Genomic DNA, 25,716 nt, shown 5'->3' on the forward strand with positions numbered 1-25,716 from the left:
GCCCGTCGGTGACGGCATGCGGCGCGCGCCGCATCACCCACAGCGCCGGGCCGCCGCCCGGCAGCGCCGCCTCGCCGAGCACCGTGAAGCCGAAGTGCTCGTAGAACGGCAGGTTGTCCGGCTTGGAGGACTCCAGGTAGACCGGCAGGCCCGCCGCGTCGGCCTTGGCCAGCCCGGAACGCAGCAGCGCCGCCCCGTGCCCCTGGCCCCGGGCGGCCGGGTCCGCGCCGACGACCGCCAGATACCAGTGCGGCTCCTTGGGCCCCTGCTCGGCGGCCGCCGCGACGGCGTCCCGGAACAGCGGCGCCCGCTCACCGAGGATCTCCTCCAGCTCCGCGACCGTCTCGGCGTCGGGAACGGCCTTCTCCTGCCCCTCCGGCGCCACCCAGAACGCGGCCGCCGACGCGGTGCGCTCGCACACCCCGTGGCGGCCGTACTGCCGGGTGAAGATCGTGGTGAAGTAGCGGACCAGGTCCGGCTCGCGCGAGGCTCCGCCGGGGAAGAACCACCCCATCATCGGGTCGTCGGCGAAAGCGCGGGCCAGGGTGAGGCTGATCTCCGGGGCGTCGTCGAGCGTGGCCGCCTGCGGAGTGTTCGTTATCGACATACGGGTCATTCTGCACGTTGGCGATCATGAACGGTGAGGAGGGGCCTCGGCCGACGGACACGGCCCCGGACACCGGTCCCGGGCACCGGGCACCGGAGATAGCCTCGCGCGATGGACCGACGACTGGCCGCGTACGCGGTGTGCATCGAGGACGGCCATGTGCTGCTCGCACTGGCCGTGGGCCCGGAAGGCGACCGCACCTGGACCCTCCCGGGCGGCGGGGTCGAGCACGCGGAGGACCCGTTCGACACGGTGATCCGGGAGGTCGCCGAGGAGACGGGGCTGGAGGCCGTGGTCGAGAGCCTGCTCGGCGTGGACTCCCGGGTGATCCCGGCGAACGAGCGCCGCCGGCCCGGCGCGCCCGAACTGCAGAACGTCGGCGTCTTCTACCGGGTCCGTGTCACCGGCGGCACACTCCGTCCCGAACCGAACGGCGACACCGCCGAGTCGGTGTGGACCCCGCTGTCCGAGGTCGCCCGCCTGCGTCGGTCGTCGCTGGTGGACATCGGGATCGCCCTGGCGCAGAACCTTCCGCCCACCGGGCACGTGGCCCCCGTCCCGATCGGCGGGCTCGTCCAGCACTGACCCCTGCTTTCACGGGTCCGTCAGCTGAGGAAGAGCAGGTGCGCGAGCGGAAATCCGACCAGGACCACTGCCGACACGACCAGCGCCACGAGCACCACCACCAGGACCACACAGCCCATCGAGAGGCCGGCGAACGTCTTGGCCCTGAGCACCTCGGCATCCTGGTCGGTGTTCCCCTCGAACCCGTCGCCGCCGTACCAGTCGTACCGCTGCATCGCCGCCTCCCCGCCTCGATCACGGTCAGCGTATGGGCGGTGGCACGCCCGGTCGGCTTCGCCCCCGTGCCGGGGCGGCCGAGCCACCCCCGGTCACGCCGAAGGGTTCCTCCTCAGCTCCGTCGCGGAGTGGGGAGGAACCCTTCGGTCCATGGGCCAGGGACTCAGGCCTTGCGCTGCATCGACGAGCGGGCCGGGTTGCCCTGCTCGCCCGCCTTCGGGTCCTTCTCGCCCGCCTTCGCCCGGACGCCCTCCTCGATGCGCTTGCCGATGGTGCCGTCGATGTTGGACCAGTACTGGAACGCCCGCTGGAGCACCGGCTCGGTCACGCCGTTCAGCAGGTGGCCGACCACGTTGTCCACCAGCCGGTCCCGGGCCGCGTCGTCCAGGACCTCGCGGACCATCGTGCCCGCCTGGCCCCAGTCGTCGTCCTCGGCGTGGTCGACGTAGGCCGCGCGGGTGATGTCACCGTCGGCGTACCAGCTCGGCGGGGGCCCGAAGAGCGCCGGGTCCGCCTCCGGGCCGCCCTTGGAGTTCGGGGCGTAGACCGGGTCGGAGGTCTTCCGGTACGCCATCGCCCCGTCCTTGGAGTACGTGTGCAGCGGCGCGACGGGGGCGTTGACCGGCAGCTGCTGGTAGTTGCCGCCGATGCGGTGGCGGTGCGCGTCGGCGTAGCTGAACAGCCTCGCCAGGAGCATCCGGTCCGGGCTCGGGCCGATGCCGGGGACGAAGTTGTTCGGCTGGAACGCCGCCTGCTCGATCTCGGCGTGGTTGTCCGTGGGGTTGCGGTCCAGCGTCATCCGACCGACCTCGATCAGCGGGTAGTCGCCGTGCGGCCACACCTTGGTCAGGTCGAACGGGTTGAACCGGTAGTCCTTCGCGTCCTCGAACGGCATGATCTGGACCTTCAGCGTCCAGCTCGGGAAGTCGCCGTCGCGGATGTGCTCGAAGAGATCACGCGTGTGGTAGTCCGTGTCCGCCGCAGCCATCTGGTCGGCCTCGTGCTGCGTGAACGTCTCGATGCCCTGGTCGGTCTTGAAGTGGTACTTCACCCAGAACCGCTCGCCCTGCGCGTTGATCCACATGTACGTGTGCGAGGTGTAGCCGTTCATGTGACGCCACGTGCGAGGGATGCCCCGGTCGCCCATCAGCCAGGTGACCTGGTGGGCCGACTCCGGCGAGAGGGTCCAGAAGTCCCACTGCATGTCGTGGTCGCGGAGGTTGTTGTCCGCCCGGCGTTTCTGGGACCGGATGAAGTGCTGGAACTTCATCGGGTCCTTCACGAAGAACACGGGGGTGTTGTTGCCCACCATGTCGTAGTTGCCTTCGCTGGTGTAGAACTTCACCGCGAAGCCGCGCGGGTCACGCCAGGTGTCGGGGCTGCCCCGCTCCCCGGCGACGGTGGAGAACCTGATCACCAGGTCGGTCGTCGTGCCGGGCTGGAAGACCGCGGCCTTCGTGTACGCGGAGACGTCCGCGGTCACCTCGAACTTCCCGAAGGCGCCGCTGCCCTTGGCGTGCGGCTGGCGTTCGGGGATGCGTTCGCGGTTGAACTGGGCCATCTGCTCGATCAGGTAGGAGTCCTGGAGCAGGATCGGCCCGCCCGGGCCGACGGTGAGCGAATGCTCGTCGCTCTCCACCGGGGCACCGGAGTCGGAGGTGGTCGGCTTACGGGTCGTGTCCGTCATGTCCTCGTGTCCTCTTGTCGGTCGTGCGCGGGCGTAGAGGCCTCGGCTCGGCTCTGCTCCACGGCTACCCTGTCGCGCCTCTGCCAATGTAGGCATATGCGGACGAATCGTCCCGTCGAGCCGTCGAGGCAACCCGGGTCAGCGGGACCTGTTCCCCGCGACCAGTCGGTAGAGGGCGAGCACGATCACCGAACCGACGACTGCGGCGATCCACGTCGACAGACTGAAGAACCCGTCGATGGAGTCGACGCCGAAGATCACCTTGCCGAGCCAGCCGCCGAGCAGCCCGCCCACGATCCCGATCAGCATCGTGATCAAGCAGCCTCCCGGGTCCTTGCCCGGCATCAGCGCCTTGGCGATGGCGCCCGCGAGCAGGCCGATGAGAATCCAGGCGATGATGCCCACGGAGATCTCCCTTTACGTTGCCGAGGCCCGGCGCCCTCGTGGCACCGGGGACCCTTCGCGTATCCCCGCAACCGGAGCTCACACATCCGCCCGGCCCCGCCCGTCACCCCCGGGGCCGTCATTCGCCTCCCCGCGTTACGCCGGACGGGGCCGGGCGGCCGGCGGCGGCACGTTCGGCACCTGAGGGCGCTCCGAGATCACGCGGGGGACCCGAGCGGCGGGTGCTCCAGCACGCGCGGCTTGTACTCGACCATCTGCGTGCGGCCGTCGAACGTGCGGTGCCCGATCATGTCGAGGGCGACGTCCGGATAGCCGTCGTAGATGCGCTCCGCGCCCGTGGCCCCGGTGATCACCGGGAACATCACGACCCGGAAGCGGTCGACGAGCCCGGCCCGCAGCAGGGACCGGCACAGGCTGAGGCTCCCGATCGTGCTGAGGATTCCCGAGCCGTTCTCCTTCATGGCACGAACCGTCTCGACGGCGTCGTCACGGATGAGCGTGGCGTTCGCCCACGTCAGCGGCTCCTCCAGCGAGGAGGAGAACACCACCTTGGGCGCGCGCGTGAGCTCGTCGACGGATGCCTCTTCTTCGGGCCTGAACTCGTCCTGGCCATCCGGAACCTCCCCGGCCGCGAAGCCGGACATCAGGCGGTAGGTGTTCGCTCCCATGAGGTGGGTGACCTCGGGCTGCTCACCGAGCCAGGCGAGGTACTCCGGGCCCTCCAGGCCCCAGAACCCGGGCCAGCCCTCTCCCGATGCGTAGCCGTCGAGGGAGGTGATGAAGTCGACGAGAAGCTCCGACATGGCGGTGTCCTTCCGTGGATGTCATGAACGGTAGAGGTCATGAACCGGGTGTCATGAACTTGGACCTGCCGCGAGCCGAGAACTCATCGGCCCCGTTCCCGCCGGGCCGCCACCGCCAGCCGGGTGTCCTCGGTGATCAGGTCGCCGTTGACGGCGCCCGCCGCCATGAGCCCGGCCGCAGCGGCGCCGATCACCTGCTCGGTGAGGCGGGTGACGTTGCCCGCCGCCCAGACCCCGGGAACCTCCGTCGCGCCGGTCGGGTCGGTCGGGATGTACGAACCGATCACCGCCCCGCCCATCTCCTGCGCGACCGGCTTCAGCCCCAGCGACTCCAGGACCGCCGAGCGGGCGGTGAACCGGGCCTGCACCACCAGCGCCTCGCGCGGGACCACCCGGCCGGACGCCAGCGTCACGCCGGCGAACCGGTCGTCCGTGACCTCCAGGCCCGTCACCTCGCCGTCCACGACCGCGACACCCCGGGCCGCCAGCTGCTCGTACTCCTCCTCCGTGGGCTCCGGGCCCGTGTGGAGGAAGAGAGTCACGTCGTCGCTCCACTGCCGCCACATCAGCGCCTGGTGCACAGCGAGCGGGCCGGTGGCGAGCACGCCGATCGGGCGGTCCGCCACCTCGTGGCCGTGGCAGTACGGGCAGTGCAGCACCTCGCGCCCCCACCGCTCGGCAAGACCCGGCACGGGCGGCAGCTCGTCGACGAGCCCGGTCGTCACCAGCAGCCGCCGCGCCTCGACGCTCCGGCCGTCCTCGGTCACGACCCGGAAGCCCTGCTCCCCGTCGCCACGCTCGGGAAGCCGCTCGGCCGAGGCCACGCGGCCCTCGGCGATCTCCGCCCCGTACCCGGCGGCCTCGCCTCGGCCGATCGCCAGCAGCTCGCCGGGCGGGGTGGACTCGCGACCCAGGTAGTTGTGCACGTGGGAGGCGGGGGCGTTACGGGGCTCGCCCGCGTCGATCACCAGAACCGAGCGCCGGGCCCGCCCCAGGGCGAGCGCCCCGCTCAGGCCTGCGGCACCGCCGCCCACGATCACCACGTCGTACCGCTGCTGCTTCATGTCGCTCCTCCTTCGTCACGCGGCATCACCACCGCTCGACGACGAGAGTGCGCCCGTACGGCCGAAACGACAAACATCCTTGCCGAAACAGCAACTCATGCGATGCTGAACTCGCACCACACGATCTTGCCGGGGTGCCGCTCGGCCACGCCCCACTTGTCGGCCGGCGCCCCGACGAGCAGCAGCCCGCGCCCACCTTCGTCGGCGGAGCCTGCGTCGAAGTCGCCGCCCACCCCGCCGCCGTCCACATCCGCGACTCCAAGGCGCTCCAGGTCCCGTCCTCACCGTCGAGCCCGCCACCTGGAGCACCTTGGTCCACGGCAGCAGCACCTCCCTCTGAGCGCGACATCAACCGCCCCGGCCCGCCACCGCGGCCGGGGCGGTTCTCATGTCCGTCGACTCAGCCGGCAGCCGACCGCTCCACCGGGATCCACAGCTCCGCCTCGGCCCGCTTGCCGTCCTCCGCAAGCCGCACCCGCAGGATCTCCGGGCCGGGCCGGGAGGCGTACGGGTTCGACGGGAACCACTGGGTGAACACATCCCGCCAGAGGTACTGGAGCGCCTGCGGGAACTCACCCTCGCTCTCGAAGACCGCCCACGTGCCTGCCGGTACGTCCAGGGCGTCCAGGCCCTCCGGAGGCTCCGCGCCGGTCACCACCCCGTGCCAGTAGTCGAGTTCGGTGCCCTCCGCGCGGCTCGGGTCGAGTTGGTCGCTCACCCCGACGATGCCCGCCGGCTCCTGGTCGGAGAGGGCCGCGATGCGCTCCAGCTCCTCCCGGCCGATGCCCCGGATGAACTCCGCGATGGCCGGATTCGGCCCCTCGTGGATGAGCGGGACGCGGGCCTTCTTCCCGATCACCCGGAACGCGTTCTTCTCCACCAAGCCGTAGCGCATGGCGCTGCTCCCTTCGACGACGAGCCGGAAGGTCAGGCGTTGCTGGGACCGCAGAACCGCGCCCGTTCGCCGCGCCTCGCCGGGGCCGATGCCGTGCACGGCCCGGAACGCGCGGGCGAAACCCTCCCCCGTGTCGTAGCCGTACCGCATCGCCACGTCCAACAGCGAACGGTCACGGTCACCGAGCACCTCAGCTCCCGCGACCGTCATACGGCGACGGCGGATGTACTCCGACAGCGGGAGCCCCGCCAGTGCGGAGAACATCCGGCGGAAGTGGTACTCCGACGTCATCGCGATCCGGGCGAGGTCCGCCGCCTCGATGCGCTCACCGAGGTGGGCCTCGATGTGCTCCATCGCGTCGTTCAGCCGTTCCAGCAACTCCTGATTCCTTCCCTTGCCCGTTCACCGTAGGGAGAGGCCGTCCTCCCGGACCCGACCGTCCGTGCCCGGATCGGTCGGGCCGCCGTGCTTCGCCAGCAACTCCACCAGGGACGAGAAGCTGTCCTCGGCGTGGCCCCCCTCCATACCCCGCCGGAACAGGTCGACGACCGCCGCCGGGAGGGTGGAGTCGACGCCCGCTTCGGCGTGGGTGTGCAGAACGTGCTCGGCGCTCGCCACCCCCATGGCCAGGCGGTCGACTTCACCGCCGTGCACTCCGGCGTCGATGCGTTCGGCGTAGAAGGCGAAGAACTGCGCGAGGGAGTCCGCCGTGTCGACGGCGTGCGGCAGGATGTCGGCCGCCGTCAGGCCGTTCGCGCGGGCGAGGGCGACGGCCTGCCAGAAGCTCAGCATCGAGGTCCAGAACATGACCATGCCGAGCTGGTAGAAGAGCGCGGCCAGCCCCGGGTCCTCGCCCTGGTGCTCGGCCCGGCCCGTCAGCGCTTCGAGCACCGGCCGGTGCCGGTCGAGCGCCTCGCGCGGCCCGCTGTAGAAGGTGACCGACTCGGGCTGCCCGATGCCGGAGGGCGGCGAGTTGACGCCGCCGGTGAGCTGTACGGCACCGCGCTCGGCCGCCCAGCGTGCTCCGGCGCGGGCCTCCTCGGGCGTGGCGGAGGTGAGGTTGAACAGGACCTTGCCGTTCAGGGCCTGCGCGGCCGGCTCCAGTACGGCGCGGACCGCCACATAGTCCGTGAGGCTGAGGATCGCTACCTCGTTCGCCGCGATCGCGTCGGCGGGACCGGGCGCGAGGACCGCGCCCCGGGCCACCAGGTCGTCCGCGCGGGAAGCGGTGCGGTTCCAGACCGTGACCCCGTAGCCGCGGTCGAGCAGGGCCCCGGCCATCGCCCGGCCCATGGGCCCCAGCCCTATGACGGTCACGGAACCCGGGTGCTCCGTCGCTGTCCTGCTCATTGATTCCTCCAGTGGGTGGCTCGGTCGGGGCAGGCGGAAATTCCTCCACCCGTCACCTCGACTAAAACGAACGCTCTATTCAGGGCGCGCCGTGAACGTAGCACAGCTCTAGAACGAACGCTCTACCCAATTCCCGCTACAGTGACCTCATGCAGACCAGCACCCGGGACCGGATCGTCGTGGCGACCGCGCGCCTCCTCCAGCGGCAGGGGTACGTCGGCACCGGCATCAAGCAGATCGCGAAGGAGTCGCAGGCCACGCTCGGCTCGATCTACCACTTCTTCCCGGGCGGCAAGGAAGCCGTCGCCGTCGCCGCGATCCGGCACAGCGGGCGGGAGTTCGCGGCGCTCCTCAAGGATTCCCTGGACCGTCAGCCCGAGCCAAGCGAGGCCGTGCTCTCCTGCACCCGCGAGTTGGCGGCCGGGCTCAGGGAGTCGGGCTGGGTGGACGGATGTCCGGTGACGGCGGCAGCCCTGGAGACGCTCGGCGCCGACTCGGAGCTCCAGAAGGCGTGCGCCGAGGCGCTGAACGGCTGGGAGCGGCTCGTCCTCGACAAGCTGCTGGGCTGCGGGTTCCCGGCGGACGACGCCCGGGAGCTGGCGACCACCGTCATCAGCGCCATCGAGGGCGCCGAGGTCACCGCCCAGGTCAACCGGAGCGAGGAACCTCTCCTGGCGGCGGGCCGCCAACTGGCCCGCCTCATCAGGTCGTACGGGATCGACGCGGCTCGCCGCTGACCTCGCCCGGCCCGGGAACGCGGACAGGGGCGGCCTTTCGGCCGCCCCTGTCCTTGTCCCAGCCGGTTCAGCTGAGCTTGGCGTCTTCCACGGTGCTGGTGACGGTGCCCGCGGTGGAGGTGGTCGCCCCGGCCGCGCCCTCGACCAGCTTGCCGAGGTCGCCGACGTCGTCCAGCGCGCCCAGGGAGACGGCCGGTTCGGCGGCGTGTGCGGTGTCCCCGCCGCCCGGATGCGGGGCGATGGCGGCGATGACCGCTCCGGTGGCGAGGGTGACGGCGGCGAGTACGCTTCGCTTCTTCATGCCCCGTTCAACGGCCCGAACCCCGCAAAGGGCACGCCCCGATCGGCGATCACTGTCACGGACACGCACACGCCCCGCCCCGTGCAGCGCGAAGCTCCATCTCATGGGCCGGAGCCTGGCACAGCACCCGCCGGCGGTCGCCCCCGCCCTCACCTCGCCGTCGACGGCCGCCGGGACGCTGCCTAGTCTGTGCGCATGCTGGCCTACGCCCCCGCGGCGCTCCTCTTCCTCGTCTTCTGCGTGAGCGTGCTGCGCGAGCGCCGCAAGTTCAGCAACGCCGTCTTCCTGGGGCTCGCCGTGCTCTGTGTGCTGGGGGCCCTGCTGTACCGACTGGTCGGCTCGGGGTCGCCCTCGGTGCCCTACGTCGTCGGGGCGCTGGTGGCACTGGCGGCGGTGGCCCTGCTCGTGCTGGTGTGCTTCCTCTTCCTCAACGGCGTACGCATGCTGCGCAAGGAGGGCCGGAGCCCGGCCCATCTGCTGTCGCTGCTGGCCGCGTTCGCCGTCCTCGGCGTGGTCGCCCTGCTGGTCGCGGCCGCCGTGCTGCGGACTCCGGTGCTGATCGGGGTGGCGTGGGCGGCCGGCGGGCTGGCGTTGTACTTCTCTTTCCTGTTCCTGTGCTTCGTCTGCTACGCGTTCCTGTACGGGCGGCTCCAGGTGCGGCGGAGGGCCGACTTCGTGGTGGTGCTGGGTTCGGGGCTGATCGGCGGTTCCACCGTGCCGCCCCTGCTGGCGAGCCGGCTGAAGCGGGGGCGCGAGGTGCATGAGCGGCTCTCCCGGCGCGGCGGGTCGCCCGTGCTGATCACCTCGGGCGGGCAGGGCCCCGACGAGAAGCTGCCGGAGTCCCACGCCATGGCCGACCACCTGGTGGCCGAGGGGTTCCCGGCCGGCCTCGTCGAGCGGGAGGACCGCTCGCGGAACACCGAGGAGAACCTGCGCTTCAGCAAGGAGATCATGGAGGCGGCCAAGCCCGACTACCGGTGCGTGGTCGTCACGAACAACTACCACGCCTTCCGGGCCGCCCTCATCGCCCGACGGGTCCGCATCCGGGGGCAGGTGGTGGGCTCCCCCACGGCCGCGTACTTCTGGCCCAACGCGATGCTCCGCGAGTTCGCCGCGATCCTCGTGGACTACCGGCAGAGCAACGCGGCGATGTGCGTGATCATCGTCCTCGGCGGGGTGGCCGCGTGGTGGGCGGCCTAGCCCGTCCACCAGCGGTCCGCCCGTGAGCCCCGGGCCCCGGCTGAGGGGATCCACCGGAACCCGAGGCGCTCAGAAGCCGCCGCCGTCGAACCCGCCCCCGAAGCCTCCGCCGTCGCCGAAGCCGCCCCCGCCGAAGCCGGAGGAGTCGAAGTCGGAGCCGGAGAAGTCGCCGCCGCCCCAGTCGCCGCCCGCGCCGCCGTCGCCGAAGTCACCGCCGCCGTACTCGGAGGCGTACGCCGGGGTGGCGAGCATCGAGCCGAGCATGGTGCCGACGAGGAGGCCGGGGAGCAGGCCGCCGCCGAAGTAACCGCCGGCCCAGGGGCCGTACGCCGGGCCCGCCTCCCAGTACGGGCGGCGGTTGCCGTCGCCGACGTCGACCGTACGGCTCATGGGGTCCTCGCCCCGGCTGAGCCGGACCTCGTCCGCACCGCAGACGGGAACCTCCCGGGCCGCGCCGCCGGACGGGGTCCAGAGCACGTCGGCGACCGAGGGGCCGTGGCGGGGGTCGAAGAAGCACGGCGGGCGGCGGGCCGGTATCTTCCCGCCCGTGCGGCGGGCCTCCAGGACCGCGAGGGAGTAGCGGCCGTCCTCCAGGGACTGGGTGACGCCGCGGACGTCCGAGGGGTGCGTGGCCCGGTCCATCCTGGTCTTGGCGCTCTCGTAGGAGTCCAGGGCCCGTTCGTAGTCGGCGCGCATGGTGTCGTCCGCGCCCTTCTCGCCGGGGTGGAAGTCCAGGCGTTCCAGGGTTTCGCCGTACGCGGTGATGTCCTCGTCGACGACGACCCGGAGCTTTTCGAGGGCGACGCGCTCCTCTTCCTCCTTGCGGCGCTTGTTCCGGCGGGAGATCGCGTACGCCCCGGCGCCGCCCGCCGCGACGAGCGCGCCGAGCGTGATCAGGCCGCCGACCGGGGCGCCGGACTCGTCGGCCGATCCTCCGCCGCCGGACCAGGAGGCGGGGGCGGTGCCGCGGGCCTGTTCGACGGCGCGGTCGACGAAGGCGTTGAGCTGGGCGTCGGCGTTACCGGCGGTGGTGGGGTTCTCCACGGCGGCGGTCAGGTTCTCGACGGCTCGGGTCGGCATGACCTGCGGGTCCGCGCCCGCGTCGAAACCGCCGCCGAGGCGTATCGCGTAGACGCCGGTGATGCCGGTGTCGCTGCGCAGGGTCTGGAGGAGGCCTTCCTCGGGGAAGGCGGAGGTGTCGGGGAGAACGGCGACGAAGACCGGCTTGTCGGCGTCCGTGATCTTGTCTTCCAGGGCCTTCTCGTCAGCGACGGAGAGCTGATCGCGGGCGCCCGGGTCCACGTACACCGGGTCGTCGCGCAGGGCCTGGGCGGCGTCTTGGATCGTGGCGGCCGGGGCCGCCGACGCGGGCGAGGTCAGGGCGAGAGCCGCCGCTGCGAAAATGAGCAGCAGGCCCGCCAGCAGCGTGGGGAAGAGCCTTTTCCTCATACTTAACGCTACTCCAGACGGGCGACGAACGCCGTCGCCCGTCCGGAGAGCGGGGAGCCTACGCGGCTCGGTAGGCCGTGCGCAGCTTGGCCACCGCGCCCGTCAGGTCACCCTTGAGCAGCAGGTGGTCCGCTTCCGCGAAGGGCCCCGCGACCGCCTGGCCGAACTTCCCGTCGATCTTCCGCTGGACCAGCAGCCGGGCCTGGTCCACGATCGCCTTGCCCGCCGGGGTCTTCCCCAGCTTCGCCTTCTCGGCGACCTGGGCGGCGACGGCGAGGGCCGTGAGGGTCAGCTCACCGCCGGCCGGGGGCTTCTTCAGGGTGGTCAGGCCCCAGCCGTAGGGGAACTGCGGGTCGTAGGCCGCGTCCCCGACGTTGATCGGGAGCTGGGCCTCCGACTTCGGCCAGGTCACCGGGAGCTGCCCCGTGAAGGCGCGCTTGCCGTAGAGCACGTCGGCCACGCCGTCGCCCTCGGAACCCGGCAGCCAGGAGGCCACCAGCGCGTTGATCTTCCCGAGCTGGTCGCCGATGAGCTGCGGGCGTCCCGAGACGACGAGGACGGCGCACTCCATGGCCGCGCAGACCTTGTCCACGGCTGCCTTGTCGGCCGCCGTCAGCTCCAGGTCGTGGCCGTTGCCGACGTCCCCGATGCCTTCGGCGTACGGGGTCTCGCCGACGACCACCACACCGACGTCGTAGCCGTCCGTGGCGGCCGACGCGTCGCGGGAGTAGGTGACGGACTCCGGGTCCTTCGCCGCCTTCTTCATCCCCTCCAGGATCGTCGTGCCCGGGGTGATCTTGCCGGAGGAGCCCTGCCAGCTGATGGTCCAGCCGCCGGCCTGGTTGCCGATGTCGTCGGCGTTGGACCCGGCGACGTACACCTTCTGGTCCGGCTCGAGCGGCAGGACGGCCCCGTCGTTCTTCAACAGGACCTGCGACTTCGCCACCGCCTCCCGCGCCACCGCGCGGTGTTCGGCCGAGCCGACCTCGTCGAGGTGGGTGGTGTCCGCGTACGGCTTCTCGAAGAGGCCGAGGCGGAACTTCTGGGTGAGGATGCGGGCGACCGCGTCGTCGATGCGGGCCTCGCTGATCCGACCCGCTGTGACCTCGTCCTTCAGGGTCTTGGTGAAGTCCTGGTACGCGGTCGGGACCATGATCATGTCGAGTCCGGCGTTCACCGAGGTACGGACGTCGCTCGGGTAGTCTCCGGGGATCTGGTCGATGGCCTGCCAGTCGCTGATGACGAAGCCCTCGAAGCCCATCCGGTCCTTGAGGACGCCGTTGATCATCTCGGCGTTGGCGTGCATCTTCACCGGGCCCTGGTCGTCGCCCAGGATGTCGAGGGAGGAGTACGAGGGCATGATCGTGCCGACGCCCCGCTTCACCGACTCCTCGAACGGCGACAGGTGCACCGCCTCCAGCTCCTGGCGGGTGACCTTGGTGATGCCCTGGTCGGTCGTGTACGAGCCGGTGGTGGAGGAGCCGAATTCGGTGCCGCCGTCGCCGACGAAGTGCTTGGCGCTGCCGAGCACCTTGTCGTTGCGGTGCAGGTCCTTTCCGGACGGGCTGCCCTGCATGCCCTGGATGACCGTCTCCATCGCCTCGACGAGGGCCGGGTCCTCGCCGAACGCCTCGTAGCTGCGGCCCCAGCGCTCGTCGCGGGTGACGCAGACACAGGGGGCGAAGTCCCACGGGACACCGGTGGAGCGGACTTCCTTCGCGGTGATCGCGCCGGTCCTCTGCGCGCTCTTCGGGTCGCGGCCCGCGCCGATGCCGATGTTGTGCGGCATGATCGTCGCACCGACGACGTTGTTGTGGCCGTGCACCGCGTCCACGCCGTAGATCAGCGGGATCTGGAAGCGGGTGGCCTGGGCGCGCAGCTGGTAGGCGTCGACCATCTTGGCCCAGGCGGCCGCCGTGTTCGGGGTGGGGACCGAACCGCCGCCGGAGAGCAGCGAGCCGAGGTCGTAGGCGGCGATGTCACCGGGGGCGCGGAGCGCGTTGCGCTCGGCCTGGGTCATCTGGCCGGCCTTCTCGGCGAGCGAGAGGCGTCCCAGCAGATCGGCGACCCGCTGCTTCACGGGCAGCTTGGCGTTCTGGTACGGGAGTCCGTGGGCGTCGATGACGACCTGCGGGTTCTCCCGGGGGGCCTTCGCGCCGGTGACGGTCAGCTCCAGCGGGATCGTCTTCGCCTCGGCGGGCTTCGACGCCTTGGCGGTGCGGACGGTCACCTTGTGGGTGGTGCCGGACGCCGTGCCGGCGGGGAAGGTGTGGCTGCCGGTGACCGGGGTGTAGTCCTTCCCGGCCTGGGCCGTACCGCCCTTGGTGGCGTACGTGACGGTGACCGGCTCCTCGGTGGGGACGGAGCCGGTGGTGGCGACGGAGAGCGTCAGCTCCGCGCTCGCGCCGTTCTTCACCGGGCGTACGGCCGTGTCGGTGACGACGCTCACGGTGAGCGCGGGCTCCGCCTTGCCGTACAACTCGACCGCGTCCAGGGCGAATTCTCCGGGGGCCCCGCCGGGCAGGGTCAGGGCGTAGCCCCACATCTCGTTCAGGCCGAGGACCTGGTCGATGCCGCCGACGGGCTGGTAGTCGGCCCGGTAGACGAAGTCCGCGAAGGGGATCTCGACGAGGTGCCAGCCCTCCCAGTCGTCGGTGAAGGAGGTGGTCCACAGCTCGGACGCGCCGCCGTTGGCGCCGCCGTCCTTGATCTCGAAGTTGACGCGCTTACCCGAACCGGGCGGCAGGGGTGCGGTGTTCTGTCCGTACCACCAGAAGCGGATGCCCTTGTGGGCGGTCCAGTTCCGCGGCGGGGTGTCCACGGCGAACTCGTGGCTGAACCCGCCGTACGCGCTGATGTCGTAGGAGCCTTCGAGGACCTGCTCGCCCTCGGGGGCGTCGGCGCGTTCGGCCAGCTTCAGCTGCGGGTGGTCGTCCGCGTCGCCGCCCCAGGTGAAGATGGCGTCGGCGGGCGGGTTGTTGCCGAGCGGCACCTCGCCCTCGAAGCGGTCGATGAGGACGGGGGCGGGTTCGTCGGCGGCGGCCGCGGGGCCGGTGGCCGACCCGGCGAGCAGGGTGGCCAGGACGGCCGCGGCGGCGAAGGCGGCCGTCGCTGGTCTGCTTCTGCCCTTGCGAGGGCGGGCGTACGGAATGCGAGGCATTTTTGGGAGCGCTCTCTTTCTGAGGTCGGGGTGCCGAACGTCGTGAGGAATCAGAGGTGTTGATGCGCTACGCGGTGTCGTCGCGGGTGAGGCGGATCGTGTCGCGGTACCACTTGGCGCTGTCCTTGAGCGTGCGGGTCTGGGTCTCGTAGTCGACGCGGACGATGCCGAACCGCTTGGCGTAGCCGTACGCCCACTCGAAGTTGTCCATCAGCGACCAGGCGAAGTAGCCCCGGACGTCGGCCCCTCGGGCTCGGGCGGCGACGACGGCGTCGATGTGGTCGGCGAGGTAGGCCGTGCGGTCGGCGTCGGGGACGGAGCCGTCGGCGGCGACCGTGTCGTCGAAGGCCGCGCCGTTCTCCGTGATGACGGTCGGCAGCCCGTAGTCGCGCTCCAACCGCACCAGCAGGTCGGTGAGTTCGGTCGGGGTGATCTCCCAGTCCATCGCGGTGCGCGGCAGGTCGCGGTCCACGGTCCGGACGACCGGCAGGCCCTCGGCGTCGAGCGGCGAGCCGTCCTCGGTGACGCCGGAGAACTGCATGCCCCGGTAGAAGTTGACGCCGAGCACGTCCAGCGGGGTGGCGATGGCGGCCAGGTCGCCTTCGCGGGCCGGGAGTTCGATGTGCTGGGCGGCCAGGTCCGCGACGACGTCCTCGGGGTAGCGGCCGTGGACGAGCGGGTCGAGGTAGAGCCGGGCGCCCAGGCCGTCGGCGCGGCGGCACGCCTCGCGGTCGGCCTCGCTGTCGGTCTCGGGAGTTGCGGTGCCGAGGTTGAGGGTGATGCCCAGCTCCAGCGGGTCGCCCCCGGCCGCGTCCCGCAGGGCGCCGGCGGCGAGGCCGTGGCCCAGGAGCAGGTGGTGGACGGCGGCCATGGCGTCGCCCGGGTCGCGGCGGCCGGGGGCGTGCAGCCCGTAGGCGTAACCGAGCATGGCCGAGCACCAGGGCTCGTTCAGCGTGGTCCAGTGCTCGACCCGGTCGCCGAGGGCCTCGTACGCGAGGGAGGCGTACTCCGCGAAGCGCAGGGCGGTGTCACGCGCGGGCCAGCCGCCCGCGTCCTCCAGCTCCTGCGGCAGGTCCCAGTGGTACAGGGTGATCCAGGGGGTGACGCCGCGCCCCCGGAGCTCGTCGATCAGCCGCTTGTAGAAGTCGAGGCCCTTCGCATTGACCGGGCCCCGGCCGCCCGGCTGGATGCGGGGCCAGGCGAGCGAGAAGCGGTACGTGTCGACGCCCAGGCCCGCGATCAGTTCCACGTCCTCGGGCATCCGGTGGTAGTGGTCGCAGGCCACGTCGCCGTGCTCGCCGCCCTCCACCGCCCCGGGCACCCGGCAGAAGGTGTCCCAGATGGACGGGGTGCGGCCGTCCTCGGCGGCGGCTCCCTCGATCTGGTACGAGGAGGTGGCGACGCCCCAGCGGAAATCGGCCGGGAGTCCGCGTACCGGGGCCGGACGAAGGATTCGCTGAGGAGGGGTGGCGAGGTTCATCGGTCTCCGTACGTAGGAGGGGAGGGGCCGGGTCAGGCGTGCAGATGGCAGGCGACCGCGCGGCCGGGCCCATCGGCGGGCGGGGCGAGGGGAGGGATCTGCCCGGCGCACGGGGCGAAGGCCTTGCCACAGCGCGGGTGGAAGGCGCAGCCGGTGGGCATCGCGGAGAGATGCGGCGGGGAGCCGGGGATGCCGGTCAGTTCGCGGCGCGGGCCGTGGAGCGCGGGAAAGGAGTGCAGGAGCCCGTCGCTGTAGGGGTGGCGGGGGTCGCGGTAGATCTCCGCCGCGCCCGCCTGCTCCACGATGCGGCCCCCGTACATGATCGCGATCCGGTCCGAGAATTCGATCAGGAGGGAGATGTCGTGGGTGATGAACACGACCGAGAAGTTCAGCTGTTCCCTCAACCGGACGAGCCGTCGCAGGATCTGGCGCTGCATGACGACGTCGAGCGCGGTGGTCGGCTCGTCCATGATGACGATCTCGGGTTCCAGGGCGAGCGCCATGGCGATCATCACGCGCTGGCGCATCCCGCCGGAGAGCTGGTGCGGGTAGGCGGCGAGCCGGTCGGCGGAGATACCGACGAGCGCCAGCAACTGCTCCGCCCGATCCGCGCGTTGACGTTTCCTCAGCTCGGGGCGGTGGGCGGCGAGGACGTCGGTGAGCTGGCTGTGGACGGTGTGCACGGGGTTGAGGGAGTTCATCGCCCCCTGGAAGACGATGGACAGCTCCTGCCAGCGGAAGGCGCGCAGCTGCTGCGGGGCGAGGGAGAGGATGTCGACACGGTCACCGCCGGGGCGGTGGTAGTGGACCTCTCCCCCGGTGATGACGCCGGGCGGTGACAGCAGCCGGGTCACGGCGTACGCGAGCGTCGACTTGCCCGAGCCCGACTCCCCTGCCAGGCCGAGGACTTCGCCCCGGTTCAGGGTGAGGTCGATGTCGCGCAGGGCGTGGACGGCGCCCGCGTCGGTGCCGTAGTCGACGTTGAGTCCGCTGATGGTCAGGACCGGCTCGGCGCTCATGTGCGCGGCTCCTTGCTGCTGTTCTGCCCGGGGTGGCCCGTACCGGGGGACTTCCGGGCCACGGGGGTGAAGCCGACGCGCATCTTCACCTTCCGGGAGGATCCGGTGGCGGTGCGCAGGCGGGGGTTGACGAACTCGTCGATGCCGAAGTTGATGAGGGCGAGCGCGGTACCCAGCAGGGCGATGCACAGGCCGGCCGGGACGAACCACCACCAGGCTCCCTGGGCGAGGGCCTGGTTGGACTGGGCCCAGAAGAGGACGGTGCCCCAGTTCCAGTGGGAGATGTCGGCGACGCCGATGAAGGCGAGGGTGATCTCGGTGAGGACGGCGAAGATGACCGTGCCGACGAAGCCGGAGGCGATGACGGCGGTGAGGTTCGGCAGGATCTCGAAGAGGATGATGCGCGGGGTCGACTCGCCGGTGGCGCGGGCCGCCTCCACGTAGTCGCGGCGGCGCAGGGACAGGGTCTGGGCGCGCAGGATCCTCGATCCCCAGGCCCAGGAGGTCAGGGCGATGGCGACGGCGATGACGACGTCGCCTGTGTCGGGGACGAAGCTCGCGACGATGATGATCAGCGGGAGTCCGGGCAGCACCAGGAAGATGTTGGAGAGTGCGGAGAGGATCTCGTCGACCGCTCCGCCGAGGAATCCGGCGCTGACCCCGATCAGGACGGACAGGGCGGTGGCGATGGCGGCGGCGAGCAGTCCGACGACGAGCACGCCCCGGGTGCCGACGAGGATCTGCGAGAAGACGTCCTGCCCGGTGTGCGTGGTGCCGAACCAGTGCTCGCCGGAGGGCGGTTGGAGCAGCTGGTCGCTCATGGCGTCGGGGTCGTAGGGCGCGAGCCAGGGGCCGGCGATGGCCAGCAGGACGAAGAACGCCAGGATGATCAGGCCGGTGCGGGTCTTCCCGCCGCGCAGGAACCGGAGCCGGGCGCGGCGCGTGGGGGCCGTGGGCGGGGGCGCGCCGTCGAGGACGGCGACGTCGGTGGCAGTGATGGACATGCCCTATGCCTCCTTCCGGGTACGGGGGTCGAGGGCGGCGTAGACGAGGTCGGCGAGCAGGTTCGCGGCGAGGACGGAGAGCGTGATGATGAGGAAGACGCCCTGCATCAGGGGGTAGTCCTTGGCGCCGACCGCCTGGAGCAGCTGGAAGCCGATGCCCGGGTAGGTGAAGACCATCTCGACGAGCAGGGTGCCGCCGACGATGAAGCCGAGGGAGAGGGCGAAGCCGGAGATGTTGGGGAGGACCGCGTTGCGGGCGGCGTAGCCGAACATCACGCGCCGCTCGGAGAGCCCCTTGGCCTGGGCGACCATCACGTAGTCCTCGGAGGAGACGGTGACCATCATGTTCCGCATGCCGAGGATCCAGCCGGCGACCGCGCTGAGGACGATCGTCACGCCGGGCAGGACCGCGTGGTAGAGGGCGCTTGAGATGAACGGCCAGTCGAAGGCCGGGACGAGCGCGTTGTCGTAGCCGCCGGAGTTGGGGAACAGCGCCCACTTCTCGGCGAACACGGCGATGGCGACGAGGCCCAGCCAGAAGTACGGGATGGAGGAGATGAAGGTGGTGACGGGCAGCAGCCCGTCCAGCCAGGAGCCGCGCTTCCAGCCGCTGTAGACGCCGATGCCGGTGCCGAGGACGAAGCTGATGAGCGTGGTCGTGCCGACCAGGGCCAGCGTCCAGGGCAGGGACTGGCCGATGACCTCGCTGACCGGGGTGGGGAAGAAGGTGAAGGAGAGGCCGAGGTCGCCGTCGAGGAGGTGGGCCCAGTAGTCGGTGTACTGCTGCCACAACGACTGCTGCTCGTCGAGGCCGAAGAGGGCCTTGAGCGAGTCGATGGCCTTGGTGTCGAGCTGCCCCTGGTAGCGGCTGAGAAGGGCCTGTACGGGGTCGCCGGGCATGAGCCGGGGGATGAGGAAGTTGATGGTGATCGCGGCCCACGCGGTGACGGCGTAGAACGCGAGGCGCTGGAGGAGGTACTTCACCGGGTGGCCTCCTTCGCGGCTCGGTGGCCCGCTGCCGCCGCCGTGCCGGCCGCGCCCGTGGGGTGCGACACCCCGCCCTCGTACAGCCAGCAGGCCGCCCACTGGCCCTCGGGCAGGTCGAAGCGCGGCGGCAGTTCGGTGCGGCAGCGCTCCATCGCCCGCGGGCAGCGGGGGTGGAAGCGGCAGCCGGCCGGCGGGGTGATCAGGGAGGGCGGTTCACCGGTGCCGGTCTCCTCCTGTTCCTCGTCGGCGACGATCCGGTCCGGGTCGGGCGCGGAGGCGATCAGGAGCTGGGTGTAGGGGTGGGCGGGGTGCTGGGTGACGCGTTCGCTGTCGCCGCCCTCGACGATGCGGCCCGCGTACATGACGAGGGTGGTGTCGGCGAAGTAGCGGGCGGAGGCGATGTCGTGGGTGATGTAGAGGATCGCCAGGTGGAGGCGTTCCTTGAGGTCGCGCAGGAGGTTGAGGACGCCGAGCCGGATCGACACGTCGAGCATCGAGACGGGTTCGTCGGCGAGGAGGACCTGCGGGTCGGCGCCGAGCGCCCGGGCGATGGCGACGCGCTGGCGCTGCCCGCCGGACAGCTCGTGCGGGAACTTGTCCAGGAACTGCTGCGGCGGGGTCAGCTGGACCCGGTTCAGCAGGGCGGCCAGGTTCTCCGCCAGCTCCGCCTCCCCGCTGCCCGCCCGGCCGTGGATCCTCAGGGCGCGGGTGAGGTGGTAGCGCACGGTGTGCACCGGGTTCAGCGAGGCGAAGGGGTCCTGGAAGATGAGCTGGACCCGGCGTACGTAACGGCGGAAGGACCGGCCACGGCCGGCGGCCACCTGCTCGCCGCCCAGCCGTATCTCGCCCGAGGTGAGCGGATAGAGCTGGGCGAGGAGGCGGGCGACGGTGGACTTGCCCGAGCCGGACTCCCCCACCAGAGCCGTGACGGTGCCGCGTCTCAGCCGGAGCGAGACGTCGTCGACGGCATGGACGCTGCGGCGCTCGCGGGCGAACAGGTCGCGGGCGGTGCGGCGCAGGGGAAAATGCTTGGTGACTCCGCGCGCTTCCAGCACCACGTCGGTGCCGGTGGGCGCGGGCTCGGAGCCGGTCCGCGTGGTCTCGGAGCCGGTCCGTACGTGCTCGGGCTGATCGCTGGTCATGGCCGGTTTCCCGTCTTCTTCCCGTCCGGTCTTTCCCCGTGCCTACTTGGAGGAGGGCCTGAGGTTGAGCACGATCTCCAGCGCGGTCCGCTGGGTGTGCTGGGGCGGGGCGTAGGGGTTGGCCTCCGACGGCCAGCCGATCCAGTTCTTCGTGGAGAACTCGGCGCCGATGGGCGCGGCGGCCGTCGGGATCATGGGGGCCTGCTCGACGAAGATCTTCTGGAGGGTGTTGAGGGCCTTGGTGCGGGCGGCGTCGGTGGTGGCGTTGGCGTACTCCTTGAGTGCGGCCGTCGCCTCGGCGTTCTTGAAGCGGCCGAAGTTGCCCGCCTGGGAGCTCTTGCCGATGGGCTGGGCGATCGCCCCGTCCATGATGTTCTGGTACATGTCGTAGGGGGTGGCGCCGCTGTTGGTCCAGTGCAGGGTGGCGTCGAAGTTGCCGTTGGCCACGTCGGTGCCCCAGGCCTCGGCGGTCTGGGTCTTGACCTTGGCCTCGATGCCGATCTCCTTGATGTTGTCCTTGATGATCGCGAGCCCGGTGATGTAGTCGTTCCACCCGGCCGGGTCGGTGAAGGTGAGCGTCACCGGCTTGCCGCTCGGGTCCTTGAGCACACCGCCGCTGAGCTTGAACCCGGCCTCGGCGAGCACCTTCTTGGCCCCGGGGACATCGGGCTTGGTGGTGGCGTTCTCGTACTCGGGGGCAAGGAAGGGCTCACCGGCGGGGAGCGGGATGCCGGTGGGGTTGGTGATCTCCGGGTAGAGCGTGGCCTGTGCCTGGATGTGGATGGCCTTGCGGTCGACGACCATCGCCATCGCCTTGCGCAGGGCAGGGTTGTCGAAGGGCTTGCGCGTGGTGTTGAACCACAGTCCGTGGATACCGAGGCCGGAGGGGAACCAGAGCTGGTGGTTCTTGGGGTCCTTGTCGATGAACAGCTGCTTGTGGTTCGGCATGAAGACGAAGGACCACTCCATCTTGCCGGTGGCCAGGGCGGTGGTGGCGGCACTGTTGTCGTTGTAGGCGGTGTAGCGCAGCTCCTTGACCTTGGTTTCGCCGTTCCAGTAGGTCGGCGTGGCGGTCAGGGTGGTGGTCTGCGGGGTGAACGTCTTGAGCTTGTACGGTCCGGAGCCGACCGGGGTGCGATTGGGCCAGGTCTCCGGGTTGTCGACCTTCTCCCAGATGTGCTTGGGCACGATGAAGGTCTGGATGATCTTGTTCTGGTTGACGAACTGGCTCTCCTTGAAGGTCAGCACGACCTGCTTGCCCTTGACGGCGACCCCGTCGAAGGGCACCCCGTCGCCGTTGAGGGCGGGGTGCTTCTTGAGCAGGTTGAAGGTGAACTCCACGTCGGCGGCGGTCAGGGGCTTGCCGTCGGCCCACTTGGCCCGGTCGTCCAGGGTGAAGGTGACCTTGGTGAAGTTGTCCTCCCAGGCCCACTCGGTGGCGAGCCAGGGGTCGGCCTTCTCGGTCGGCCGGATCATGTTCGTCATCGCGAGCGGCTCGTAGATCATGTGCCGGTAGCCGAGGACCGCTCCGGCCGAGGTCGTGAGGAACGGGTTGCTGTTGTTCGTCTGCGGCCCGTCCGGCTTGCCGAGGGTCAGTACACCGGCGGCCCCGCCGCCCTTGTTGGCACCCGAGTTGGCGTTCGAGCAACCGGCGGCGAGCGCCACCACGACGGTGGCTGCGGCGACCGCTCCGAGGGTCGTGCGACGGCGTACGGACATGGCGACTCCAGGAAGGGGCTGCCGGGTGTGGGAGATCCCGGCGGGCGGAAGGTGCGAGGCGGGGCGCGGCCGGGCGGCCGGGTCCGTTACGGCGCCGAGTGGCGCACGACCAGTTCGGTGGGCAGCACGGCCGGTCCGTCGGGTACGGGCGTGCCGCCGAGGTGGGAGAGCAGCATCCGGGCCGCCGTCTCGCCCATGCGGCGGGTGGGCTGGCGCACGGTGGTCAGCGGTGGTTCGGTGTGTTCGGCCATCGGGATGTCGTCGAAGCCGACGACGGCGATGTCGTCCGGGACCCGGCGTCCGGCGGCCCGCAGGGCGCGGAGCACGCCGGCCGCGCTGATGTCGTTGTGCGCGAAGACCGAGTCGAACGTGACGTCCCGCGCGAGGAGTTCCTCGACGGCGAGCCGGCCGCCGCGTTCGGTGAAGTCGCCTTCGACGACCAGGCCGGTGGGCAGGACCGAACAAAATCCGGCTGTCCGGTCCCGTACGCAGCCGAAGTGCTGGGGGCCGGTCAGGACCAGGGGCCGGGTGCGTCCGGCGGCGTGCAGGTGGCGAGCCGCGGACGCGCCTCCCTCGTGGTTGGTGGTCACGACGGAGGGGAACTCGGGGTGGTGGCCGCGGTCGTCGATGAGCACGATCGGCAGGCCGTCGCGGTGCAGTTCGGTGAGGTGGCCGAGGGTGTTCTCGGGTTCCACGACGACGAGCCCGTCGAAGGCGCGCGCGGACACCTGGCTGGTGAAGCGCTGGACGGACTCGGCCCCGCGGTTGCAGGTGAACAGCAGCAGCCCGTAGTCGGCGGCCTCGACGGTGTCGACGACGCCCTGGAGCAGTTCGCCCATCCACGGCCAGGTCAGCGAGGGCACGAGCATGCCGACCGTACGGCTGGAACCGCGGGCGAGACCGACGGCTCCTGAGCTGGGTACGTAGCCGAGCTGTGCGATCACTTCACGAACACGGGCGGCCGTGGTCCGGTCCACCTCGCCCTTGGTGTTGATGACCCGGGACACGGTCGTCTTGCTGACGCCGGCCTCACGGGCGACATCGGCGATGGTGACGCGCATCCGGTCCTCCAGAGGGCCAGGCGGGGCGGAAGAGGGCAGGCGGGGGTAGGGCGCGGGCATGCGGTGGAGAGGTGCTTCGGTACCGGTTCCGGAACCGGTACCGGCGTTGCGGCGTGAGTTAACCGCGCCGATACAGGGCCGTCAATACTTCACGTCGAGATTGGGCGGGTCTCATCTGCGGGGCGGGCAGGCGGGGTTGTGTGTTCACTTCTTGAATGCCCAGGGAACGTACGAGAGCCGCCGCCCGGTGGGGGGCGGCGGCTCGGTGGCGAAGGTGACGAACGGTCGTGGCGGGCTACTCCGTGGGCTCGACGCCCGCGCGCAGCAGTCCGTAGGTGTACGCGTCCTCCAGAGCCTGCCAGGAGGCGGCGATGACGTTCTCGGCGACGCCGACGGTCGCCCAGTCGCCGGCGCCGTCACCCGTGGTGATGAGGACGCGGGTGGTGGACTCGGTGCCGGTGCGGCCCTCCAGGATGCGGACCTTGTAGTCGATCAGCTCCAGCTTGGCGAGCTGCGGGTAGATCCGCTCCAGGGCGACGCGCAGCGCCCGGTCCAGGGCGTTGACCGGGCCGTTCCCCTCGGCGGTGGCGACGATGCGCTCGCCCTTGGCCCAGAGCTTGACCGTGGCCTCGTTGGCGTGGGTGCCGTCGGGGCGGTCCTCGACGATCGCCCGCCAGGACTCGGTGCGGAAGTAGCGGCGGGCCCGGCCCTCGACCTCGCCGCGCAGCAGGAGTTCGAAGGAGGCGTCGGCGGCCTCGTAGGTGTAGCCCTGGAGTTCGCGTTCCTTGACCCGCTCGACGACCCGGCCGACCAGGGCGCGGTCGTCACCGAGGTCGACGCCGAGCTCCTTGCCCTTCAGTTCGATGGAGGCGCGGCCGGCCATGTCGGAGACCAGCATCCGCATGGTGTTGCCGACCAGTTCGGGGTCGATGTGCTGGTACAGGTCCGGGTCGACCTTGATCGCGGAGGCGTGCAGCCCGGCCTTGTGGGCGAAGGCCGAGACGCCCACGTACGGCTGATGGGTGGAGGGGGTGAGGTTGACGACCTCGGCGATGGCGTGCGAGATCCGGGTCATCTCGGCGAGCGCGCCCTCGGGCAGCACCTTCATGCCGTACTTGAGTTCCAGGGCGGCGACGACGGGGAAGAGGTTGGCGTTGCCGACCCGCTCGCCGTAGCCGTTGGCCGTGCACTGGACGTGGGTGGCGCCCGCGTCGACGGCGGCCAGGGTGTTGGCGACGGCGCAGCCGGTGTCGTCCTGGGCGTGGATGCCGAGCCGGGCGCCGGTGTCGGCGATGACGGTGGAGACGACGGCCTGGACCTGGGCGGGGAGCATGCCGCCGTTGGTGTCGCAGAGGATGACGACCTCGGCGCCCGCCTCATGGGCGGTGCGGACCACGGATTTGGCGTACGCGGCGTTGGCCCGGTAGCCGTCGAAGAAGTGCTCGCAGTCCACGAAGACCCGGCGGCCCTGTTCGCGCAGGTGGGAGACGGTGTCGCGGACCATCTCCAGGTTCTCCTCCAGGGTGGTGCGCAGGGCCAGTTCCACATGGCGGTCGTGGGACTTGGCGACCAGGGTGATCACCGGGGCGCCGGAGTTGAGGAGCGCCTTGACCTGCGGGTCGTCGGCCGCGTTGCCACCGGCCCTGCGGGTCGCGCCGAACGCCACGAGCTGGGCGTTCTCGAAGGTGATCTCCTTCTGGGCGCGGGCGAAGAACTCCGTGTCGCGGGGGTTGGCCCCCGGCCAGCCGCCCTCGATGTACCCCACCCCGAAGGTGTCCAGATGACGGGCGATGGTCAGCTTGTCGGCGACCGTCAGGTTGATGCCCTCACGCTGAGCACCGTCGCGCAGTGTGGTGTCGAAGACATGGAAACTGTCGTCGGTGGCGTTGGCCTTGGTGGTCATGCTGATCTGGCTCCTGTCGGATGAGTGGATCCGGACGATCGGGTTCCACTTGCCCCCATCATCCCGCTTGCCTCGTCCGACCCGGGTGCGGGCCGGAAAACGAAAAAACCCCTCGCGGGTGCGAGAGGTCTGCGCGCGGGTCTGGGGCACGGTGGCCGTGCCGTACGGGGTGGTACGGGACGGTCACTGCGGACCGGCGCGCCTGCTGCCAATAATCATGACGAACGAGGACACGGCAGAAGTCTCGCACAGTGACGCGCCCGTGACACCGGCGTCTCAGGATGCGGTCGTGACGCCGGTCGCATCTCCCCCGGACCGGCTGGGCGTCAGTGCCGGGCGCGGTCGTCGCGCTCGCCGCCTCGCTCCTCCGGGCTCAGCGTCTCGTCCAGGAACTCCGCTGCCTGGGCGAGCACCTGCTCGCGGCCCGTCCCCGGGATGCCGACCGTGACATGGATGCTGAACCCGTCCAGAAGGGCCCGCAGCCGGGCGGCGAACCGGTCGGCGTCCACCGGCCGGAACTCGCCGCGCGACATCCCCTCGGCGAGCAGCGCCACCAGGTCGCGGTGCCAGGCCCCCTCGATGGCGGCCTGCCGGGCGCGGGCGTCGTCGTCGGCGTTCCGCGAGCGGCCCCAGACCTCCAGCCAGAGCGTCCAGTGGGGGTCACGGTGCCCGGCGGGGAGGTAGAGGCCGATGTACGCCTCCAGCCGTTCGCGAGCGCTCCCCGGCCGGGCGAGCAGGGCGCGGCGCTCGGCCCCGAGGCGGCTCTCGCTCCACTCCAGGGTCCGGAGCAGCAGTTCGTCCTTGCTGCGGAAGTAGTAGAGCAGGTGCCCGCTGCTCATCCCCACGTCCCGCCCGAGCCCGGCCATGGTCAGCCCGTCGAGCCCGCGCTCGGCGATGGTGGCCATGGCGGCGGCGAGGACGTCCTCGCCGGGGGCGGGGCGT

The 25,716-nt window shown here is 71.0% G+C and carries 23 protein-coding genes and 1 pseudogene; 3 read left to right on the forward strand and 21 right to left on the reverse strand.

Annotated features, from left to right (window positions below):
* Positions 1–616 (reverse strand): GNAT family N-acetyltransferase (locus tag D3105_RS15775; RefSeq protein WP_133305687.1); only part of this gene is annotated, 616 nt, incomplete at its 3' end.
* A 102-nt stretch (positions 617–718) separates the two neighbouring features.
* Here D3105_RS15775 and D3105_RS15780 point away from each other — a divergent pair.
* The gene (locus tag D3105_RS15780) at positions 719–1,192 is read left to right on the forward strand and encodes an NUDIX hydrolase (protein ID WP_118903831.1); all 474 of its coding nucleotides are present in this window, start codon (positions 719–721) and stop codon (positions 1,190–1,192) included.
* Positions 1,193–1,212: 20 nt separating this feature from the next.
* On the opposite strand, the gene D3105_RS15785 is transcribed toward D3105_RS15780, so the two are convergent.
* The 8 genes and pseudogenes from D3105_RS15785 to D3105_RS15820 form a co-directional block, all read right to left on the reverse strand.
* Complete coding sequence (locus tag D3105_RS15785) at positions 1,213–1,407, reverse strand: hypothetical protein (protein ID WP_118903832.1); 195 nt, start codon at positions 1,405–1,407, stop codon at positions 1,213–1,215.
* 164 nt (positions 1,408–1,571) lie between these two features.
* The gene (locus D3105_RS15790) at positions 1,572–3,095 is read right to left on the reverse strand and encodes a catalase (RefSeq protein WP_118903833.1); all 1,524 of its coding nucleotides are present in this window, start codon (positions 3,093–3,095) and stop codon (positions 1,572–1,574) included.
* A gap of 138 nt (positions 3,096–3,233) precedes the next feature.
* A complete protein-coding gene (locus D3105_RS15795; protein WP_107413521.1) occupies positions 3,234–3,500 on the reverse strand; it encodes a GlsB/YeaQ/YmgE family stress response membrane protein in 267 nt (88 codons plus the stop codon).
* Between the two features lie 197 nt (positions 3,501–3,697).
* On the reverse strand, positions 3,698–4,303 hold the full coding sequence (locus tag D3105_RS15800) for a dihydrofolate reductase family protein (RefSeq protein WP_118903834.1): 606 nt from the start codon (positions 4,301–4,303) through the stop codon (positions 3,698–3,700).
* An 83-nt stretch (positions 4,304–4,386) separates the two neighbouring features.
* Positions 4,387–5,367 (reverse strand): NAD(P)/FAD-dependent oxidoreductase, encoded by a 981-nt coding sequence (locus D3105_RS15805; protein WP_118903835.1) that lies wholly within the window; start codon positions 5,365–5,367, stop codon positions 4,387–4,389.
* 95 nt (positions 5,368–5,462) lie between these two features.
* Positions 5,463–5,579: pseudogene (locus D3105_RS35345) on the reverse strand (ATP-binding protein); the annotation flags it as partial.
* Positions 5,580–5,767: 188 nt separating this feature from the next.
* A complete protein-coding gene (locus D3105_RS15815) occupies positions 5,768–6,640 on the reverse strand; it encodes an AraC family transcriptional regulator (RefSeq protein WP_118903836.1) in 873 nt (290 codons plus the stop codon).
* A 24-nt stretch (positions 6,641–6,664) separates the two neighbouring features.
* A complete protein-coding gene (locus D3105_RS15820; RefSeq protein WP_118903837.1) occupies positions 6,665–7,612 on the reverse strand; it encodes an NAD(P)-dependent oxidoreductase in 948 nt (315 codons plus the stop codon).
* A gap of 149 nt (positions 7,613–7,761) precedes the next feature.
* Between D3105_RS15820 and D3105_RS15825 the strand changes: the two genes are divergently transcribed.
* Complete coding sequence (locus D3105_RS15825) at positions 7,762–8,349, forward strand: TetR/AcrR family transcriptional regulator (protein WP_118903838.1); 588 nt, start codon at positions 7,762–7,764, stop codon at positions 8,347–8,349.
* Positions 8,350–8,416: 67 nt separating this feature from the next.
* Here D3105_RS15825 and D3105_RS15830 read toward each other — a convergent pair whose 3' ends face one another.
* Positions 8,417–8,650, reverse strand: a complete 234-nt coding sequence (locus D3105_RS15830) for a hypothetical protein (protein WP_118903839.1) — start codon at positions 8,648–8,650, stop codon at positions 8,417–8,419.
* 195 nt (positions 8,651–8,845) lie between these two features.
* Here D3105_RS15830 and D3105_RS15835 point away from each other — a divergent pair, with 195 nt between their 5' ends.
* A complete protein-coding gene (locus D3105_RS15835; protein WP_118903840.1) occupies positions 8,846–9,850 on the forward strand; it encodes a YdcF family protein in 1,005 nt (334 codons plus the stop codon).
* Positions 9,851–9,919: 69 nt separating this feature from the next.
* On the opposite strand, the gene D3105_RS15840 is transcribed toward D3105_RS15835, so the two are convergent.
* The 11 genes from D3105_RS15840 to D3105_RS15895 all read right to left on the reverse strand — a co-directional run.
* Complete coding sequence (locus tag D3105_RS15840) at positions 9,920–11,299, reverse strand: hypothetical protein (protein ID WP_118903841.1); 1,380 nt, start codon at positions 11,297–11,299, stop codon at positions 9,920–9,922.
* A gap of 58 nt (positions 11,300–11,357) precedes the next feature.
* Positions 11,358–14,459, reverse strand: a complete 3,102-nt coding sequence (locus D3105_RS15845; protein ID WP_118903842.1) for a glycoside hydrolase family 3 N-terminal domain-containing protein — start codon at positions 14,457–14,459, stop codon at positions 11,358–11,360.
* Between the two features lie 67 nt (positions 14,460–14,526).
* Positions 14,527–15,939 carry a GH1 family beta-glucosidase gene (locus D3105_RS15850; RefSeq protein WP_118903843.1) on the reverse strand — a complete coding sequence of 471 codons (1,413 nt, stop codon included), beginning with the start codon at positions 15,937–15,939 and terminating at the stop codon, positions 14,527–14,529.
* A 32-nt stretch (positions 15,940–15,971) separates the two neighbouring features.
* On the reverse strand, positions 15,972–16,958 hold the full coding sequence (locus D3105_RS15855; RefSeq protein ID WP_118903844.1) for an ABC transporter ATP-binding protein: 987 nt from the start codon (positions 16,956–16,958) through the stop codon (positions 15,972–15,974).
* Entirely contained in the window at positions 16,955–17,962 is a 1,008-nt protein-coding gene (locus D3105_RS15860) for an ABC transporter permease (protein WP_118903845.1), read from the reverse strand. Before D3105_RS15860 ends, D3105_RS15855 begins: the two co-directional genes overlap by 4 nt.
* Before the next feature lie 3 nt (positions 17,963–17,965).
* On the reverse strand, positions 17,966–18,946 hold the full coding sequence (locus D3105_RS15865; RefSeq protein ID WP_118903846.1) for an ABC transporter permease: 981 nt from the start codon (positions 18,944–18,946) through the stop codon (positions 17,966–17,968).
* Positions 18,943–20,091 carry an ABC transporter ATP-binding protein gene (locus D3105_RS15870; RefSeq protein ID WP_118903847.1) on the reverse strand — a complete coding sequence of 383 codons (1,149 nt, stop codon included), beginning with the start codon at positions 20,089–20,091 and terminating at the stop codon, positions 18,943–18,945. Before D3105_RS15870 ends, D3105_RS15865 begins: the two co-directional genes overlap by 4 nt.
* Before the next feature lie 42 nt (positions 20,092–20,133).
* The gene (locus D3105_RS15875) at positions 20,134–21,810 is read right to left on the reverse strand and encodes an ABC transporter substrate-binding protein (RefSeq protein WP_118903848.1); all 1,677 of its coding nucleotides are present in this window, start codon (positions 21,808–21,810) and stop codon (positions 20,134–20,136) included.
* Between the two features lie 86 nt (positions 21,811–21,896).
* A complete protein-coding gene (locus D3105_RS15880; protein WP_030809954.1) occupies positions 21,897–22,871 on the reverse strand; it encodes a LacI family DNA-binding transcriptional regulator in 975 nt (324 codons plus the stop codon).
* Positions 22,872–23,166: 295 nt separating this feature from the next.
* The gene (gene cimA, locus D3105_RS15885) at positions 23,167–24,774 is read right to left on the reverse strand and encodes a citramalate synthase (protein ID WP_118903849.1); all 1,608 of its coding nucleotides are present in this window, start codon (positions 24,772–24,774) and stop codon (positions 23,167–23,169) included.
* Between the two features lie 326 nt (positions 24,775–25,100).
* The coding region (locus D3105_RS15895) for a TetR/AcrR family transcriptional regulator (protein ID WP_240646918.1) at positions 25,101–25,716 on the reverse strand (616 nt) is incomplete at its 5' end.

The sequence above is a fragment of the Streptomyces globisporus genome (assembly GCF_003501885.1).
Classification (GTDB): Bacteria; Actinomycetota; Actinomycetes; order Streptomycetales; family Streptomycetaceae; genus Streptomyces; species Streptomyces globisporus_D.

Coding starts and splice junctions, on each gene's coding strand:
- D3105_RS15780 (WP_118903831.1), top strand. CDS start 719: ATGGACCGACGACTGGCCGCGTACGCGGTGTGCATCGAGGACGGCCAT.
- D3105_RS15785 (WP_118903832.1), bottom strand. CDS start 1,407: ATGCAGCGGTACGACTGGTACGGCGGCGACGGGTTCGAGGGGAACACC.
- D3105_RS15790 (WP_118903833.1), bottom strand. CDS start 3,095: ATGACGGACACGACCCGTAAGCCGACCACCTCCGACTCCGGTGCCCCG.
- D3105_RS15800 (WP_118903834.1), bottom strand. CDS start 4,303: ATGTCGGAGCTTCTCGTCGACTTCATCACCTCCCTCGACGGCTACGCA.
- D3105_RS15805 (WP_118903835.1), bottom strand. CDS start 5,367: ATGAAGCAGCAGCGGTACGACGTGGTGATCGTGGGCGGCGGTGCCGCA.
- D3105_RS15820 (WP_118903837.1), bottom strand. CDS start 7,612: ATGAGCAGGACAGCGACGGAGCACCCGGGTTCCGTGACCGTCATAGGG.
- D3105_RS15825 (WP_118903838.1), top strand. CDS start 7,762: ATGCAGACCAGCACCCGGGACCGGATCGTCGTGGCGACCGCGCGCCTC.
- D3105_RS15830 (WP_118903839.1), bottom strand. CDS start 8,650: ATGAAGAAGCGAAGCGTACTCGCCGCCGTCACCCTCGCCACCGGAGCG.
- D3105_RS15835 (WP_118903840.1), top strand. CDS start 8,846: ATGCTGGCCTACGCCCCCGCGGCGCTCCTCTTCCTCGTCTTCTGCGTG.
- D3105_RS15840 (WP_118903841.1), bottom strand. CDS start 11,299: ATGAGGAAAAGGCTCTTCCCCACGCTGCTGGCGGGCCTGCTGCTCATT.
- D3105_RS15845 (WP_118903842.1), bottom strand. CDS start 14,459: ATGCCTCGCATTCCGTACGCCCGCCCTCGCAAGGGCAGAAGCAGACCA.
- D3105_RS15850 (WP_118903843.1), bottom strand. CDS start 15,939: ATGAACCTCGCCACCCCTCCTCAGCGAATCCTTCGTCCGGCCCCGGTA.
- D3105_RS15855 (WP_118903844.1), bottom strand. CDS start 16,958: ATGAGCGCCGAGCCGGTCCTGACCATCAGCGGACTCAACGTCGACTAC.
- D3105_RS15860 (WP_118903845.1), bottom strand. CDS start 17,962: ATGTCCATCACTGCCACCGACGTCGCCGTCCTCGACGGCGCGCCCCCG.
- D3105_RS15870 (WP_118903847.1), bottom strand. CDS start 20,091: ATGACCAGCGATCAGCCCGAGCACGTACGGACCGGCTCCGAGACCACG.
- D3105_RS15875 (WP_118903848.1), bottom strand. CDS start 21,810: ATGTCCGTACGCCGTCGCACGACCCTCGGAGCGGTCGCCGCAGCCACC.
- D3105_RS15880 (WP_030809954.1), bottom strand. CDS start 22,871: ATGCGCGTCACCATCGCCGATGTCGCCCGTGAGGCCGGCGTCAGCAAG.
- cimA (WP_118903849.1), bottom strand. CDS start 24,774: ATGACCACCAAGGCCAACGCCACCGACGACAGTTTCCATGTCTTCGAC.